Annotated in this window: 15 protein-coding genes; 5 read left to right on the top strand and 10 right to left on the bottom strand. The window is 69.7% G+C overall.

What is annotated here, in order from left to right:
- Window positions 1-402: 402 nt before the first annotated feature.
- Entirely contained in the window at window positions 403-1,173 is a 771-nt protein-coding gene (locus ABD987_RS21325; RefSeq protein WP_345396132.1) for a class I SAM-dependent methyltransferase, read from the bottom strand.
- Between the two features lie 39 nt (window positions 1,174-1,212).
- Between ABD987_RS21325 and ABD987_RS21320 the strand changes: the two genes are divergently transcribed.
- Both ABD987_RS21320 and ABD987_RS21315 read left to right on the top strand, forming a co-directional pair.
- Window positions 1,213-3,063, top strand: a complete 1,851-nt coding sequence (locus ABD987_RS21320) for a prolyl oligopeptidase family serine peptidase (RefSeq protein WP_345396131.1) — start codon at window positions 1,213-1,215, stop codon at window positions 3,061-3,063.
- 118 nt (window positions 3,064-3,181) lie between these two features.
- Window positions 3,182-3,955 carry a hypothetical protein gene (locus tag ABD987_RS21315; protein ID WP_345396129.1) on the top strand — a complete coding sequence of 258 codons (774 nt, stop codon included), beginning with the start codon at window positions 3,182-3,184 and terminating at the stop codon, window positions 3,953-3,955.
- Here the strand turns inward: ABD987_RS21315 and ABD987_RS21310 are convergent.
- From ABD987_RS21310 to ABD987_RS21290, 5 genes are all read right to left on the bottom strand, one after another.
- Complete coding sequence (locus ABD987_RS21310; RefSeq protein WP_345396111.1) at window positions 3,952-4,578, bottom strand: TIGR03085 family metal-binding protein; 627 nt, start codon at window positions 4,576-4,578, stop codon at window positions 3,952-3,954. The genes ABD987_RS21315 and ABD987_RS21310 overlap by 4 nt on opposite strands.
- Window positions 4,579-4,617: 39 nt before the next feature.
- Complete coding sequence (gene gad, locus ABD987_RS21305) at window positions 4,618-6,003, bottom strand: glutamate decarboxylase (protein ID WP_345396108.1); 1,386 nt, start codon at window positions 6,001-6,003, stop codon at window positions 4,618-4,620.
- A gap of 64 nt (window positions 6,004-6,067) precedes the next feature.
- The gene (locus ABD987_RS21300) at window positions 6,068-6,544 is read right to left on the bottom strand and encodes a Dps family protein (RefSeq protein WP_345396105.1); all 477 of its coding nucleotides are present in this window, start codon (window positions 6,542-6,544) and stop codon (window positions 6,068-6,070) included.
- A 54-nt stretch (window positions 6,545-6,598) separates the two neighbouring features.
- Window positions 6,599-7,021, bottom strand: a complete 423-nt coding sequence (locus tag ABD987_RS21295) for an organic hydroperoxide resistance protein (protein ID WP_345396102.1) — start codon at window positions 7,019-7,021, stop codon at window positions 6,599-6,601.
- A gap of 139 nt (window positions 7,022-7,160) precedes the next feature.
- Window positions 7,161-7,733, bottom strand: a complete 573-nt coding sequence (locus tag ABD987_RS21290; RefSeq protein ID WP_345396099.1) for an NADPH-dependent FMN reductase — start codon at window positions 7,731-7,733, stop codon at window positions 7,161-7,163.
- 194 nt (window positions 7,734-7,927) lie between these two features.
- Between ABD987_RS21290 and ABD987_RS21285 the strand changes: the two genes are divergently transcribed.
- Window positions 7,928-8,974, top strand: coding sequence for an alpha/beta hydrolase (locus ABD987_RS21285; RefSeq protein WP_345396096.1), 1,047 nt, complete (start codon window positions 7,928-7,930; stop codon window positions 8,972-8,974).
- Between the two features lie 175 nt (window positions 8,975-9,149).
- On the opposite strand, the gene ABD987_RS21280 is transcribed toward ABD987_RS21285, so the two are convergent.
- Both ABD987_RS21280 and ABD987_RS21275 read right to left on the bottom strand, forming a co-directional pair.
- Window positions 9,150-9,677 carry a hypothetical protein gene (locus ABD987_RS21280; protein ID WP_345396093.1) on the bottom strand — a complete coding sequence of 176 codons (528 nt, stop codon included), beginning with the start codon at window positions 9,675-9,677 and terminating at the stop codon, window positions 9,150-9,152.
- Between the two features lie 424 nt (window positions 9,678-10,101).
- Window positions 10,102-11,544 (bottom strand): catalase, encoded by a 1,443-nt coding sequence (locus ABD987_RS21275; protein ID WP_345396090.1) that lies wholly within the window; start codon window positions 11,542-11,544, stop codon window positions 10,102-10,104.
- A gap of 342 nt (window positions 11,545-11,886) precedes the next feature.
- Between ABD987_RS21275 and ABD987_RS21270 the strand changes: the two genes are divergently transcribed.
- Entirely contained in the window at window positions 11,887-13,047 is a 1,161-nt protein-coding gene (locus ABD987_RS21270; protein WP_345396241.1) for an MFS transporter, read from the top strand.
- Between the two features lie 4 nt (window positions 13,048-13,051).
- On the opposite strand, the gene ABD987_RS21265 is transcribed toward ABD987_RS21270, so the two are convergent.
- Window positions 13,052-13,444, bottom strand: coding sequence for a hypothetical protein (locus ABD987_RS21265; protein ID WP_345396087.1), 393 nt, complete (start codon window positions 13,442-13,444; stop codon window positions 13,052-13,054).
- Window positions 13,445-13,572: 128 nt separating this feature from the next.
- On the bottom strand, window positions 13,573-14,763 hold the full coding sequence (locus tag ABD987_RS21260) for an RtcB family protein (protein ID WP_345396084.1): 1,191 nt from the start codon (window positions 14,761-14,763) through the stop codon (window positions 13,573-13,575).
- 218 nt (window positions 14,764-14,981) lie between these two features.
- Here ABD987_RS21260 and ABD987_RS21255 point away from each other — a divergent pair, with 218 nt between their 5' ends.
- Window positions 14,982-16,496, top strand: coding sequence for a M48 family metallopeptidase (locus tag ABD987_RS21255; protein ID WP_345396081.1), 1,515 nt, complete (start codon window positions 14,982-14,984; stop codon window positions 16,494-16,496).
- Window positions 16,497-16,505 lie beyond the last annotated feature (9 nt).

The following is a 16,505-nucleotide window of genomic DNA, read 5'->3' as shown; positions in this document are numbered from 1 at the left end:
CAACCCCAAACGGCGTCATTCCAGCATCGGGATGCACGCCCCGGTCACGTTTGAGGCCCTCCACACGCCACCCAACGTGACCGCCTGACCCCACACCCGCCGTGTCCGGCGAACAGGGGGAAGCTCACTACTCGTGTGTCTCCTGGGGGTCGAACCCCCAGACCCCCGCCAGGCGGGGCTCCGCCCCCCTGGACCCCCCAGTGGTGGTTACGTGTCGTTCGTTTGTCGCCTTTGAGTGTGTGTCGCGTTCAATCACGTGAGAGCTCCGGCTGATCACGTGAGATCGCCGGTTAATCACGTGGGAACGCTGTTTTGGCGCGTTGGAGTCGCGGGGGTCGGGATGGGGCTTCGCCCCTTGCCCCCTGCTGTGGAGACTTGGGAACGCCTGTTACCTGTTACCTGTTACCGGGTTGCGGTTAGTTCTGTCCAGGATTGGGTGAAGTCGCCGTCGCCGGAGTGGAGCCAGGTTTGGGCGGAGCGGGCGGCGGAGGCCAGTTGGTCCCGGTGCGGGAGTGGCCCTGGGGTGTTGAGGGTGTTCGCCAGGCGGCGTTCTATGTAGGCGGCTAGTTCTCGGTAGGTCAGGTCTGGGCGGTGGCGGGTTCTGGTGGTGATGTCGGTGAAGCCCGCGGTGGCTACTTCGGTGGCAATGGTTTTGCCTGCGAAGGGGTTGCCGCCTGCATGGCGGCGTAGGAGGTAGTGGCCGCGCAGGGCGGCTTCCACGTTCGCGGTTCTCGGGCGGAGTTTCGCTTTGCTCCAGTCCGAGGTCGAGATGGCCAGAATGGCGCCGGGGCGAAGGACCCTTCTGATTTCCGCCAGTGCCTCCTGCGGGTTTCGCAGGTGCTCGAAGAGGGCGTGACTGAACGCGGCGTCCACTGTGGACGATTCGAACGGCAGGGCGTACACCGAAGCGGCCACGAAGTCCACTGTGGACCTGCGGACCCCCCTGGCCTTCGCCCGCGCCCTCGCCAGCTGCTCCTGGCTGACGTCGATCCCGGTGACGCGGGCACCCGGCGCCAGGCCGACGGTGATCGTGCCGGGGCCGCAGCCAAGGTCGAGGACGTGCGCGTCCGGCGCGAAGAGGGGCAGCGCGAAGGCGGCACGCTCGGCGGCGGTCCTGGCCGCCATCATGGACATGGCGTCTTCACCGAACCCCGGGGCGTAACCATCTGGCACGCCGCACACAGTACGGCCACCAGGTGGCAGGATCGAGGGGTGAGCACGCAGTCAGCCAAGCAGTACCCGTCCGCGCTGGTCCCGGACCGGCTCTTCACCGACGCCGCGGCCGAGACCCGCTGGCGGGCACGCTTCCACGCACCCCGCATCTCCGTCCCCGAGTGGTCCCGCGACGCCCCCGACGCCAACGTCTACGTCTCCAACGCCAGCGGCGTCTGGGAGGTGTACGCCTGGGACCGCGCCGCGGGCACCCACCGCCGGGTCACCGACCGGCCCAACGGCACCCTGCACGCCACCACCTCGCCCGACGGCCGCTGGATCTGGTGGTTCGACGACACCGACGGTGACGAGTTCGGCTCCTGGGTCCGCGAGCCCTTCGCCGGCTCCGAGGGCGTCGACCCCGAGAAGGCCGTGCCGGACGTCCACGACGGCTACCCCGCCGGACTGGAGATCGGCTCGCGCGTCATCGCCGTCGGCGTCTCCACCGACGACGGCAGCGAGCTGTTCGCCAGGATCGACGGCGAGACCAGGCGCTTCTACAGCCACCACGACGACGCCGGGATCGCCTCGCTGTCCCGCGACGAGACGCTGCTCGCGATCTCACACTCCGAGCACGGCGACTCCCGGCACCCCGCGCTGCGGGTGCTCACCACCGACGGATTCACCCCCGTCGCCGAGAAGTGGGACGGCGAGGGCAAGGGGCTGGCCGCGCTGGAGTTCTCGCCGGTGGCGGGCGACTCCCGGCTGCTGGTCCTGCACGAACGACGCGGCCGCGAAGAGCTGCTGGTCTGGGACGTGCGGGCCGACACCGAGACCGAGATCGACCTCGGGCTGCCGGGTGAGGTCGTCGCCGACTGGTACCCGGACGCGCGGGCGCTGCTCGTCGTCCACTTCCACCAGGGCCGCAGCTCGCTGCACCGCTACGACCTGGAAACCGGCGAATTGTCCTCTTTGGACACCCCGGCCGGGCGGATCGGCGGCGCGGGCGCGCGCCCGGACGGCACGGTCGAGTACTCGTGGTCGAGCGCCGCGGAGCCGACGGCCGTGCGCGCCAGGAAGACCGACGGCACCGACGCCGTGCTCCTCGAGCCGCCCGGCGAGCGCGCGCCCGGCTCGTCGCCGGTCACCGACGCCTTCGTCGACGGGATCGGCGGCCGGATCCACGCGCTGGTCTCGCGGCCCGCCGACGCCCCGGACGGGCCGCTGCCGACGGTGTTCTCCCTGCACGGCGGCCCGCATTCGGCCGACGAGGACCGTTTCTCGGCCTACCGCGCGACCTGGCTCGACGCGGGTTTCGCCGTGGTCGAGGTCAACTACCGCGGTTCCACCGGCTACGGATCCGCCTGGCGTGACGCGATCGAGGGCCGCCCCGGGCTGACCGAGCTGGAGGACGTCGCCGCGGTACACGACTGGGCCGTCCAAAGTGGACTCGCGGATCCGGCGAAGTGCGTCGTGAACGGCGCTTCCTGGGGCGGCTACCTCAGCCTGCTGGCGCTCGGCACCCAGCCGTCCCGCTGGGCGGCGGGCGTCGCGGGGGTGCCGGTCGCCGACTACGTCGCGGCGTACGAGGACGAGATGGAGCAGCTGCGCTCGTTCGACCGGGCGCTGTTCGGCGGCTCGCCCGACGACGTGCCCGCGATCTACCGCGAATGCTCGCCGCTCACCTACGTCGACGCGGTGGCCGCGCCGCTGCTGGTGCTGGCGGGCGACAACGACCCGCGCTGCCCGATCCGGCAGGTCGAGAACTACCTCGACCGGCTCGGTTCCCGTGACGCGCCGTACGAGTTCTACCGCTACGACGCCGGCCACGGCTCGCTGGTGATCGCGGAGACCATCAAGCAGACGTCGATCGAGGTCCATTTCGCCCTGCGCGCACTCGGACTTCGCTGACGAACCGGGCCGGGCGGTGCTGCCTCGCCGCCCGGCCTGACGTCACAAGTACCGGTGTGCCCCCGAGTGCTCCGCGGATACCCTGTCGGCACAGGCATGCCGTGGAGGACAACCGAAGGTGGACACCGACGCCGGACTCGGCCCGCTGGTCAGCGCACACCGCGTCGACAACCGCACACGACGGCAGGTCGGCCGCGTCACGACCGCGGTCGGCGTCGCCGCCGGAGCGCTGACGCTGCTGCTGTTCCTGCTGCCGATCGACCGCGCGCTGGCCCGGCTCCTCGGCCTCGTGCTGGGCCTCGGGATCGCCTTCCTCATCATCGGGATCACCACCCTCGTCAAGGCGTTCCGCGGCGGGCGCGGCGAGCGCGTCGACCTCCACGAGCACGGCATCGCCTACCGGACGGCCCGTGGCGTCCGGCGCTGGCCGTGGGAGCGGATCACCGCGATTCAGGTCCGGGAGACGGGCACGTCGAACCCGCTCGCGCTCAAGCTCGGCACGGACTACTGGTGCGCCGTCGAAATCGAGGGCAGGCGGCGGCTGGTGATCTCGGGCCTGACCAGGGATCACCACGCCCTGGTGCGTGCCATGGCGGAGCACCGCCACGACGTCTACGTGCCGGACCTCCCGACCGCCCTGGTGCGGCTGCGCTGGTGTTGGCTGGGCATCGGTATCGCGTTCTTCGTCGCGCTGGCGGCCGCGATCGTCTTCCTGATCACACATCCGGACACCGAGGTGAGCGAGCAGCACGGCAACATCACCGAGTACACCAAGGTCCCCGCCATCAGCAAGGACGTCCAGCCGTACTTCTACGGCGGCATGATCGCCTGCATCGTCCTCGGTTTCACGGGCGTCCGGCTGTACCTGCACGCCACCCGCGAGCGCCGCTAGAAGCCGCGGTTCAGCGTCTTGAGCCGCTCGACAGCGGCTTCGGGGCCCTCGAACGAGACCCGCACCGCTTCCCGGCCGAAGCAGAAGAGCAACAGGTCCACCGGCGCGCCGACCACGGTCACCACGTCCGGCCCGGTCCTGACCGCCGCCACCTGGCCGTCCGGGGTCCGCAACGCGACACCCACCGGCGACTTCCGGAGGTTCACCTTGGCGATCTGCCGGGCCGACCGCCACGCCGCCGCGTCCCGCCGCGCGTCCGGCTCGCGGGGTGCCCAGTCCGGCTGGGCGCGGCGGACGTCCTCGTGGTGCACCAGGAACTCGGCGGTGTTGGCCGCCTCGTCCAGTGAGCCGAACGAGGTCGGCCAGTACCAGGCCGGGCCCCGGCGGATCCGCTGGACCAGCTCGCCCCACGGCCGCGCGGCGTAGGAATCCTGGACGCGCTGGGTGTGCTTGGCCAGCGCGGGGATCAGGATGCCCGGCGCGGCGTCCGGGCGGTGCTCCCGGACCAGCAGATGTGCCGCGAGATCTCGCGTGGCCCAGCCGTCGCACAGGGTCGGCGCGTCCGGCCCGACCTGCTCGAACAGCGTGCACAACGCCTGACGTTCCTCCGCGGCAACACCCATGCACCCGACATTACCCGCCGGTAGCACCGCCGACCACAGCTAATGGTGGAAGCTGGACACCTGGTTCTTGGATGGACCGGGCTGCGCCTCCAGTTCGGGCAGGACGCGGGTCAGATCGGCCAGCAGCAGGTCCGCGAGGTCGTGGGTGAAGCCGTTGCGCACCACGATCCGCAGCACCGCGAGGTCGGTCCGCTTTTCCGGGAACGTGTACGCGGGCACGAGCCAGCCGCGTTCCCGCAGCCGCCGCGAAACGTCGAAGACGTCGAAGGCCATCACCGACGCCTTGGTGGTGACGGCGAAGACCGGGAGCTGGTCCCCTCGGGTCAGCAGTTCGAACTGCCCGAGCGCTTCGATGCCTTCCGCGAGATACATCGCGACGTCCCGCGAAGCCTGTTGCACGGCACGGAATCCCTCACGGCCAAGGCGTACGAAGGTGTAGTACTGCGCGACGACTTCGGCGCCGGGACGGGAGAAGTTGAGCGCGAACGTCGGCATGTCACCACCGAGGTAGTTCACGTTGAACACCAGCTCCGAGGGCAACGCCGCCTTGTCCCGCCACACCACCCAGCCGACACCGGGATAGACGAGGCCGTACTTGTGGCCGGAGGTGTTGATGGAGGCGACCCGTGGCAGCCGGAAGTCCCATGCCAGCTCCGGGTCGAGGAACGGCGCGATCATCGCGCCGGAGGCGCCGTCGACGTGCACCGGGATGTCCCAGCCGGTGCGCGCGGCGAGTTCGTCCAGCGCCGCGGCGATCTCGGCGACCGGTTCGTAGCTGCCGTCGAAGGTGGACCCGAGGATCGCGACGACACCGATGGTGTTCTCGTCGCAGCGCGCCACCGCCTCCTCGGCGGAGAGGTGGTACCGGTCGCCGTCCATCGGCACCAGCCTCGGCTCGACCTCCCAGTACTCGCAGAACTTCTCCCAGCACACCTGGACGTTCACGCCCATCACCAGGTTCGGCTTCCCGGTGCGGCCCAGCTTCGACCACCGGCGTTTGAGCGCCATCCCGGCGAGCATGCAGGCCTCCGACGAGCCGGTCGTCGAACAGCCGATGACCTCCGCCGGGTCCGGGACGTGCCACAGGTCGGCGAGGATGCTGACACAGCGCCGTTCCAGCTCGGCCGTCTGCGGGTACTCGTCCTTGTCGATCATGTTCTTGTCGACGCACTCGGCCATCAGCACCCGCGCCTGCGGCTCCATCCACGTCGTGACGAACGTGGCGAGGTTGAGCCGGGCGTTGCCGTCGAGCATCAGCTCGTCGTGGACGACCTGGTAGGCCGTGTCCGGCGACAGCGGGTCGTCGCCGAGCCGGTCGCGCGGCGGGATCAGCCGCGCCGCTTCTGCCGGATTTGCCCCACCGTAGAACGGATTCGTGCCCCTGTTACCTGCCGGGCGACCCGGATTTCCCTGATGCAGCACCATGAAACGCACCGTAGCGCCGTCACGCGTTCAGGGCATCCCCGTGCCACCCGGCAGGGCGGGCGGGTCAGGCCTGCTGGGCCTGCCACATCCAGTGCGCCTTCTCCAGCGCCTGGGTGATCTCGATGAGCAGGTCCTGGGTGACCAGGTCGCTCTTGTCGGTCTCGTCGATACGTGCCCGCAGCCGCTCGATCAGCTTCGCGAGGATGTCGACGATCGCGGCGACCGTCGATTCGACGGACTGCCAGTTGTCCGGATAGTCGGGAGCGCCGGAGCTCTCCACCACCGTGCGTGCCTTGCCGTTCGGCGAAACGCCGATGGCGTTGGCGCGCTCGGCGACCTCGTCCACGTAGGTGCGCGCGGTGTCGACCAGCTCGTCGAGCTGGAGGTGCACGCTGCGGAAGTTGGCGCCGACGACGTTCCAGTGTGCCTGCTTGGCGATCAGCGACAGGTCGACCAGATCCACCAGGGTCGCCTGCAGGGCGTTCCCGGTGATCTCCTTGTCGGCCTCGGTCAGCGGGCTTTTGATCGGAGAAGTGGACATGGTGTTTCTCGTTCCTTTCAGCCGGTTCCGGGCGACGCGGACGTCATAAGCGGATCACACGGTGGCGGACAGCGCGACTTCGATGTTCCCCCGGGTCGCGTTGGAGTAGGGGCACACCTGGTGCGCCTGCGCGACCAGCTCGTCGGCCTGGCCCTTTTCGAGTCCGGGCAGCGACGCCTTCAGCGCCACCGCGAGCCCGAAGCCCACATCCTTCTTGAGGACACTGACCTCGGCGGTCACCGTGGAATCGGTCAGCTGGACCTTCGCCTGGCGGGCGACCAGCTGCAACGCGCTGTGGAAGCACGCCGAGTATCCGGCGGCGAACAGTTGCTCGGGGTTGGTCTTGTCACCGCCGGGGCCACCCATCCCCTTCGGGATCGCCAGCGACTCGTCGATGACGCCGTCGGACGAGGTGACCTCGCCGTTGCGCCCGTCGCCGCGCGCCGTCGCGACAGCGGTGTAGAGGGCCTCAGCCATGCTTCGCCTACCTCCCGGTCGGGGCACTCACTCCACGAGCGCCTGCACTGATGACAACGTCCGAACGTAGGCGAACCATTGCCGGTCATGGCAGGCGTCACGAGAAGGAATACCCGGCCGGTGGGAGAAAAAACGCGGGTCAGCCCGCTCGGGTGACGGCGAACTCCGCGACCTGGCGGCCGATGAGACGCAGCGTGCGCACGGACTTCTCGTCGGAGGCGCCGCCGCCGTCGTCGAACTTCGTCTCCGCCGAGTTGATCGACCCGCCGAGCGGGGTAGCCCAGCCGCGCAGGGCGTGCGTGATCGTGCGGAGCTGGTCGAGCGTGGTGACCGCGGCCTGCCAGCCGTAGGCGACGGCGGCGAGCCCGACCGCGCGGCCGTCGAGGTAGGGCCGCGCGTCGTCACGCAGGTCCTCCACGTAGTCCAGGGCGTTCTTGACCAGCCCGGACAGCGCGCCGTGATAGCCGGGCGAGACGACGATGACACCGTCGGCGCGCCGGATTCCCTCGATCAGCCGGACGGCCCGCTCGTCCCGTTCCAGTGCCGCGGGGTCGTAGAACGGGAGCACCAGTTCCGGGCCGGTGATCAGCTCGGTACGCACTCCGAGTTCGGCCGCGCCCGCGAGTGCGATGCGCAGCGCGCATTCGGACTGCGAGCCCGGCCGCAGCGAACCGCCGATCCCAAGCACATTGACCGTCTTGGCTGAAGTCACTTCCGACCTTCCTCCCCTCCACCACCCGCAACGGAGTGGCTCCGCCACGCCGACCTGTTTCCCAGGCTAACCCCTCTACCTAACTGGAGGACCAGGATCTGGGACTGCGCCCTCGGTCACATCCGGCGGGCTATGGACCTGCTACCTACTGGGCAGTAGCGTCAGGCGGGTCCGATGGCGCCCGAGGAGGAACAATGGCGATCCCGCTCGCGATCCGCGTCCAGGCCGTGTCCACCCAGCTGGCGTACTGGCTCCCCCGCCCGGTCAGGCGCGTCCTCGCCGGGCCTCCCATCCGGCGAGACGGGCAGGAGCTCGCCCTCGACGCCCAGCTGCTGCTCCGGATGCAGAAGCTGGCCGGCGCGGAGCTCGTCCGAGGGTCGGTCGCGCAGTCACGGTCGCTGCTCGAACTGGGCAGGCACCTGGTGAGCGGCAGGCCGATCGAACCCGTCGCGGCGCGCGAGGTGCGGATCCCGACCGGGGACGGCGACCTGCCCGCGACGCTGTACACCCCGGCCGGCCTGCCCGAGCCGTCCGGGCTGCTGGTCTTCTACCACGGTGGCGGCTGGGTGGTCGGCAACCGCACCACGCACGACAACGCCGCGCGCTACCTCGCCCAGCACGCGGGCGTCCGCGTGCTGTCGGTCGAATACCGGCTGGCGCCCGAGCACCCGTTCCCCGCCGCGGCCGAGGACGCGGTCGCCGCGTTCGAGTACGCCCACGCCAAGGCGGGCGACCTCGGCGCCGACCCGGACCGCATCGCGGTCGGCGGGGACAGCGCGGGCGGCAACCTCGCCGCGGTCACCGCGCAGCAGACGGTCGCGAAGGGCGGGCCCGCCCCGGCGTTCCAGCTGCTGATCTACCCGGCCACGGACTTCACGAAGCGGTACCGCTCGCGGGATCTGTTCGCCGACGGGTTCTTCCTCACCGACGCGCACATGAACTGGTTCGAGGGCCACTACGTCCCGCGGGGCACGGACCTGACCGATCCGCGGCTTTCCCCGTTGCACGCCGAGGATCTCTCCGGACTGCCGCCCGCGTACGTGGTCACCGCGGGCTTCGATCCGCTGCGGGACGAGGGCGAGGCGTACGCGCGGAAGATGCGGGACGCCGGGGTGTCCGTCGCGGTGAGCCGTCAGCCGGACCTCATCCACGGCTTCCTGAACTTCACCGGCGTCGGCTCCCGGTTCACCGAAGCGGTCGCGGAGCTGGCCGGGGCGCTACGGCTCGGCCTCAGCGGCTGAGCCCATCCACCGGCTCCGCCCGTCCTCGGTCCGTGGGGGCCTCCTTGAGGGACTCCAGCTCCCTCAAGGAGGCCCCCACGGACCTTCCCGGGGCACGACCGAGGCCCGGAAACACCGGAATCCGGTGCGGAGAAGTCTCCGCACCGGATTCCAGTCCCCCGTTCGAGGGTTGCCGTCAGGGCTTGGGCACCGGCACCGGCAGCGGCGGCACCGGGAGGCCGCCGCCCACCAGGCTGGCCAGCAGGCCGGTGACCAGGTTGAGCAGGGCGTTCAGCAGATCGCTGACGATCTTCAGCGGGCCGGGCAGATCCGGGATCTTGATGGGCGGGATCGCCGGCAGCGGCGGCAGCTGACGCGGCGCGGCCGTCGGATCGGCCAGCCGTCGCTTGGTTTCGGAGCCGTACACCTCCGCCTTGCCCGCGGTGTCCTGCGCGTCCGCCTGGATCTGATAGCGCTTACCGGTCGCGAGTTCGGAAAGGACCGGATTCAGCTCGTCGAGCCTGCTCTTCGTCGCGTTGACGTCGCCGGCGTAGGCCACCTTGGTCAGGTCGTCACGCAGTTGCAGTACTCGTGCGGCCACCGCTTGAGTGCTCGATGTGCCGTGCCCGCCTGCGGGAGCCGCCGCGGCCATGTGGGCCGTGCCGACAGCCAGCATGCTGCCCGCGGCTAACACCGCGATGGATCGGGCGAACTTGCCTTTCATGGGTACCTCCTGGCCTCGGGAGACCTGACTGATAAAGCGATACCCGCCGTATCGGAGATCCACCACCCGATCACCGGTTAGAGCCCATTTCTAACCCTTACGTGCCGAATTCAATGGCCGCGAAATTTCCCGCAATTGATTAACGTCATGAGCTTGCCCTTAACGCTGATGATCACCATCAGGGCACACGAAGCTGACGTTGCGTGATCGGCGGCCACGATAGAACACACAGGTAGCCCACATCGGTGCATTGCCTGCTCGGCTATCCGCATCACTCAGCCGGACCGCGTGTCGCGACTGCTCCAGATGGGGGCCGTCCCTCACCCTCGTCCCGCCCACCCGAACGGAGGCGGCCCGGCACGCCTGCGCGTGCCGGGCCGCTCACCCCGTGGTGGGAGCACCAATCTGAAACTGGATTCGTGTATTACTTGCCGAACGCCGCGGCCACCTTGTCCCCGAGGTTCTTGTCCACGTTTCGCCAGTATTCGAAGACGCGTTCCAGGACCGGCCCGGAAACGTCCTTCGAGGCGTGCCCGATGATGTTGCCCGCGAGCCGCTCGCGCTGCGCGTCGTCCAGCACCTGGCGGACCAGGGTGCCCGCCTGGCCGAAGTCGTCGTCCTCCGCGTGGAGCTTGTACGCGGAACGGATGACCTCGTCCTCGACTCCGTAGCTCGACGCGGTCTCCGCCCCTCGCACGGGGTCGGCGTGCGGGCCGCCGAAGGAGTTCGGCGCGTACACCGGGTCGCCCGGGTTCTGGTAGCGCATCGCGCCGTCACGCGAGTAGCTGTGCACCGGGGACTTCGCCGCGTTGACCGGGAGCTGGGTGTAGTTGGTGCCGATGCGGTAGCGGTGCGCGTCGGCGTAGGCGAACAGCCTGCCCTGCAACATCTTGTCCGGGGACGGGCCGATACCCGGCACCAGGTTCGACGGCTCGAACGAGGCCTGCTCGATCTCGGCGAAGTAGTTCGACGGGTTGCGGTCGAGCACCCAGCGGCCGACCTTGATCAGCGGGTAGTCGCCCTGCGGCCACACCTTGGTCAGGTCGAACGGGTTGAACCGGTAGTCCGCCGCGTCCGCGTAGGGCATGACCTGGACGTGCAGCGTCCAGCTCGGGTGGTTGCCCTGTTCGATGTTCCGGAACAGGTCGCGGGTGTGGTAGTCGGCGTCCTCACCCGCGAGCCGGTCCGCGTCGGCCTGGGTCAGGTAGCCGATGCCCTGGTCGGTCTTGAAGTGGTACTTCACCCAGAACTTCTCGCCGCCGGCGTTCTCCCACAGGTAGGTGTGCGAGGAGTAGCCGTTCATCTCCCGCCAGCTCGACGGGATACCGCGGTCGCCCATCAGCCAGGTGACCTGGTGCGCCGACTCGGGGCGCAGCGTCCAGAAGTCCCACTGGATGTCGTGGTCCCGCAGGTGGTTGTCGGCACGGCGCTTCTGCGAGTGGATGAAGTCCGGGAACTTGATCGGGTCGCGGATGAAGAACACCGGGGTGTTGTTGCCGACGATGTCGTAGTTGCCCTCGGTGGTGTAGAACTTCACCGCGAAACCACGCGGGTCCCGCCAGGTGTCCGGCGAGCCGCTTTCCCCTGCCACCGTCGAAAAGCGCACCAGGCTCTCGGTGCGTACGCCGGGCTGGAACAGCGCGGCCTTCGTGAACTGGCTGACGTCCTCGGTGACTTCGAGGAAGCCGTGCGCGCCGCCGCCCTTGGCGTGCACCACGCGCTCCGGCACGCGCTCGCGGTTGAACTGCGCGTTCTTCTCGATCAGGTAGTGGTCCTGCAGCAGGATCGGGCCGTTGGCGCCCAGGGTCAGCGAGTCGTTGTCGCTCGCGACCGGGATGCCGACGTTGTTGGTAGTCGGTTTGGTCATGCCGATACCTCCTCGTTCGGGCGGGATGGGATGCAGTCCGGGCACGGTCGCCAGAAGACGACCCGCCGCACCAGCGCACGCGCCGCCGTGCGGCGCTTACCTGGTGCGACATGACGCCGCCAGCTTGCCGAGTTAACTGGAACGAGTCAAGAAAAGCCGTCAGGTCGGGTGAACTCGCAGGTGAATAGGGGCGTGTCGCGACCACCGGGCGTGTCGACGGTGATGACTTCCGCCACAGCCGAGTAAAGAATTTGCACGGTCGTACCATCTTGGGTTCTCATCGAGTATGTGCCGCTGAAGCCCTATCGCCAGGTTCTGGCCATCCCCCGGGTCCCGTCCTCGATGGTGTTGATGTTCTTCGCGCGGCTGCCGATGACGATGATGGGCGTCACGCTGACGATGTACGTGGTGAGCGTGCTCGGCCGCGGCTACGGTGCCGCCGGGCTCGTCGGCGCCGCGACGACGCTGGGTTCCGCGCTCGGCGCGCCGCTGATCGGCAGGCTCATCGACCGGTTCGGGCTGCGCCCGATCGTCACGGTGTGCGGGATCAGCTCGACGGCGTTCTGGATCGCCGTGCCACACCTGTCGTTCACCACGCTGGTGGTGGTCGCGTTCCCGGCCGGCCTGCTCGCGGTGCCCGCGGGCTCGCTCGCGCGTCAGGTGCTCACCGCGCTGGTGCCGACACCGCACCGGCGTTCGGCGTACTCGCTGGACACGATCCTGGTCGAGGCGTCGTTCATGATCGGCCCGGCGGCGGGCATCGCGGCGATCACCAAGTTGCCCGCGACGCTGACACTCAGCGGGATCGGCGTCCTCTTCGGCGCGACCGCGCTCCTGCTCTGGATCACGAACCCGCCGATCCGCAGCGAGGACGAGCAGCCCACCGTGCTCGCGGGCCCGCGTCCGCCGTTGCGCGACTGGCTGTCCGGCCAGCTGATCGGCACCCTGTTCGTCGCCGCGGGCGCGTTGTTCTGCCTCGTCGGCACCGAGGTCGCCACCCTGGCCGCGCTGCGGGCCACCGGCGAGACGTCGTGGACCGGCCTGGTGATCGTGGTCATGTGCGTGGCCTCGCTGGTCGGCGGCGTGATCCACGGCGCGGTGAAGCGGTCGCTGCCCCAGGCGGCCCTGATGTTCCTGCTGGCGGTGCTGGTCATCCCGGTCGGGCTCGCCGACCAGCCGTGGTGGCTGCTCGCGCTCGTGCTCATCCCGACCAACGTCCTGTGCGCGCCGACGCTCGCGGCCACCACGGAGACCGTCGGGCGGCTGGCGCCGGCCAGGGTGCGCGGGGAGGCGATGGGCCTGCAGGACGCCTCGACCCGGCTCGGGCTCGCGATCGGCAGCCCGGTCGTCGGCTTCGCGATCGACCACACCAGCCCCGCGTGGGGTTTCGTCGCCTCGGGCGTCGGCGCCCTGCTCATCGCGGCGATCGGCCTGCTGTGGCACCGGAAACGCACCACCGGCCACGTCCCGGCGATGGCGTCGTCGGCGTCCGCGTCGGCCTAAGGGCTCAGGCGCAGACCTTGCGGAGCGCGTCCAGCCGTTCGAGGTTGCGCTTCGCCCACGCGGCGACGACCCCGGCGTCCTCGATGTGTTCCTTCTGCACCTGGAGGTAGGAGTCGGCCATCCCGGTCAGCGCGTTCTTGACGTCCTGCTGCTGCACGTTTCCGGCCAGCTCGCGCAGGCGGCGCTCCTTGTACAGCGCGCGTTCCTTCAGCTTCTCCGGGTCCGGGTTGAGGTCGGCGAGCCCGAGCGCCTCGCCGCACGCCTTGACCTTGTCCACGGTCCTGCCCGCCGAATCGGCCGCGGAACTCACCTGATCGGCCGCCTGGTTCACCTGGTCGCACCCGGCCAGCAGCACCGCGGCCGCGGCGAACGCCACGACGATCCCCCACCTCTTCATGGCGCCAGGGTACTCGGGTCGGCGGCGTTTCGTCCGGTCTGCCAGGGCGGCTCTCGCTGTCCGTGAATGCCACATTGAGGGACTCTGAGTCCCTCAATGTGGCATTCACGGACCTTCGTAGCGTGCTTTCAGCCCTTGACGCAGACGACCTGCTTGAGGTGTGCGACCACCTCGACGAGGTCGGTCTGCGCCTTGATCACCGAGTCGATGTCCTTGTAGGCGGCCGGGATCTCGTCCACCACACCGGAGTCCTTGCGGCATTCGACCCCGCTCGTCTGGGCGGCGAGGTCGGCGGCGGTGAACGTCTTCTTCGCCTTGTTGCGCGACATCCGGCGGCCCGCGCCGTGCGACGCGGACTCGAAGGAGGACGTGTTGCCGAGCCCGCGCACGACGTACGAGCCGGTGCCCATGCTGCCCGGGATGATCCCGAGGTCGCCCGCACCCGCGCGGATCGCGCCCTTGCGGGTCACCAGGAGGTCGACACCGTCGTAGGTCTCCTCGGCGACGTAGTTGTGGTGGCAGGAAATCGCGTCGTCGAAGGTCGTGCCCGGTACCTCCTCGGCGAGCGCCAGCTTCACCAGCGCGACCATGGTCGCCCGGTTGCGCGCGGCGTAGTCCTGCGCCCAGAACAGGTCGCGCCGGTAGGCGGCCATCTCCGGGGTGCCCGCGACGAACACGGCGAGGTCCCGGTCCGGCAGGTCGGCGTTGTGCGGGAGCTTGCGCGCGACGGCCATGTGCCGCTCGGCCAGTTCCTTGCCGATGTGCCGCGAACCCGAATGCAGCATCAGCCAGACCCGGCCCTCGTCGTCGCCGCCCTGCTCGAGACAGACCTCGATGAAGTGGTTACCACCGCCGAGGCTGCCGACCTGCAGATGCGCCCGCTTGCGCAGTTCCTGGACCCCGGGATGCAGATCGCCGAACGCCTTCCAGAACGTGTCCCAGCCACCGACACCGTGCACCTTCGCGGTGTTGACCGGCGTCCGGTGCAGGCCGAACCCGACCGGCACGGCCGATTCGATGCGGCGGCGCAGCCTGCCCAGGTCGTCGGGCAGGTCGGCGGCGGTGAGCGAGGTACGCACCGCGCTCATGCCGCAGCCGATGTCGACGCCGACCGCCGCCGGGGACACCGCGTCGCGCATCGCGATCACGCTGCCCACGGTGGCGCCTTTGCCGTAGTGCACGTCGGGCATGACCGCGACGCCGTGCACCCACGGCAGGTTGGCGACGTTGTGCAGCTGGCGCATCGCCTGATCCTCGACGGAGGCGGGATCCGCCCACATCCGGATCGGCACCCGTGCGCCTTCGACCGCGGTGAACATGTTCGTTCCTTTCCTGATACGTCAGTGTCCTCAGCATCCACGTGCCTTCCCGGCACGGCAAACGGATTACCGGCATTCCCCAATGGACAGTCCATTGAGGACATCGGCGGCGTTGTAACGTTTCGCGGCCGAAATGAGATGAGCTGACGCCGCGAGTGCGGCGGAAGTCGGTCTCCGTGCCGGACATGGCACGGTCAGGGGGAGGGTTTCAGCAGGTCATGAGGTTTTCGTCGCGAGCGTTGCTCGCCGTCTGCCTGCTCGCGGGTTTTCCGGTGCTCATCCTCGCGCTCGTCGCGGGGCTGGTCGTGCTGGAGATCTACGCGATCGGCCATTCGCCGTTCGGCGCGGTGAAACTCGCCATTTTCACCGTCCCGGCGGGCTACGCGCTGATCCGCGGCCTGTTCGAGCTGGAACGGCACCGGGCGAACGAGGAAAGCGGCGTACTGGTGACGCCGGAAACGCAGCCGGAACTGTGGGCGCTCGTCCGCGGTCTCGCCGCCGAGGTCGGCACCCGGCCGCCGGACGACATCCGGCTGGTGCCCGCGGTCAACGCCGCGGTGGCCGAGGAGACCCGGCTGCTCGGGCTGCGCGCGGTACGGCGTCACCTCTACGTCGGCGCCCCGCTGCTGGCCGGGCTGAACACCGGCGAGCTGCGCGCGGTGCTGGCACACGAGCTCGCCCACTACAGCAACCAGGACACCCGGCTGGCCGGCCTCACCTACCGCGGCGAACGCACCATGCGCGGGACGCTGGCCCGGCTGGACCCGAGCGACTGGTTCCAGCGGCTGGTGCGCCGGTTGTTCGTCGCCTACGCGAAGCTGTACTTCAAGGTCTCCCGTGCGGTCACCCGGCGCCAGGAACTCGCCGCGGACGCCGCGTCCGGCCGGATCGCGGGTCCGGCGACGGCGGCGGGCGCGCTGCGGCAGATCGGCGCGCTGGACACGGCGTGGCGGTTCTTCGTCAACAACTACGCGACGATCGGCTGGCAGGCGGGTTTCCTGCCGCGCCGGTTCGCGGAGGGCTTCGGGTTGCTGCTCGCCGACAGCACCCGCCAGGCCGAGCTGGACAGGATCCGCGCCAACCCGGACGAGGAGGAGTCGCCCTACGACACGCATCCGTCCATGGCTGCCAGGATCGCGGCGCTGGACGGGATGCCGCCGGTGCCCGCGACGCCGGGTGACGAGCGGCCCGCGCGCGAAATCCTGCGGGACACCGAGGCCGTGCTGGACGCCGCGATGCAGGCCGATCTCGTCGAGGAGGCCAAGCGCAAGCAGCGGGTCGACTGGCCGACGCTGATCGACCACGGCTGCCGCCACAGGCTCGCCACGATCTCCGCCGGGATCTTCGCCGAAGCCGAACGGGCACTCGGTCGTCCGGCGACGCTGAACACCCTGCTCGACGCCGTCGACGCCGGCCGGTTCACCGTGCTCGCCGACCCGGATTCCCGCGCCGCCGACGGCGCCGGGCCGCGTGCGCGACGGGAGTTCGCCGCCACCTCGGCGCGTCCTCGGCTGACCACGGTGCTCCAGAACGCGCTGGCCGACGCCGGGCACGCCAGGTGGACACTGTCCTGGTCCGATTCCGCGAAGCTCACGCTGACACCGCCCTTCGACACCGAACTGGAACCAGCCATGGACGCCGCGTTCGACGGCGACACGGCCCCACTGCGCACGCTGCTCGGCAAGGCCGAGATTTCCCTTGCCTACCAACCACTCGTCCCCACCCCCGCCTGATCGGAGCCC

This window comes from Amycolatopsis samaneae (assembly GCF_039541975.1).
GTDB lineage: Bacteria > Actinomycetota > Actinomycetes > Mycobacteriales > Pseudonocardiaceae > Amycolatopsis > Amycolatopsis samaneae.
Note: the sequence above shows the minus strand (reverse complement) of the source record. Positions and strands in the feature narration are given on the sequence as shown.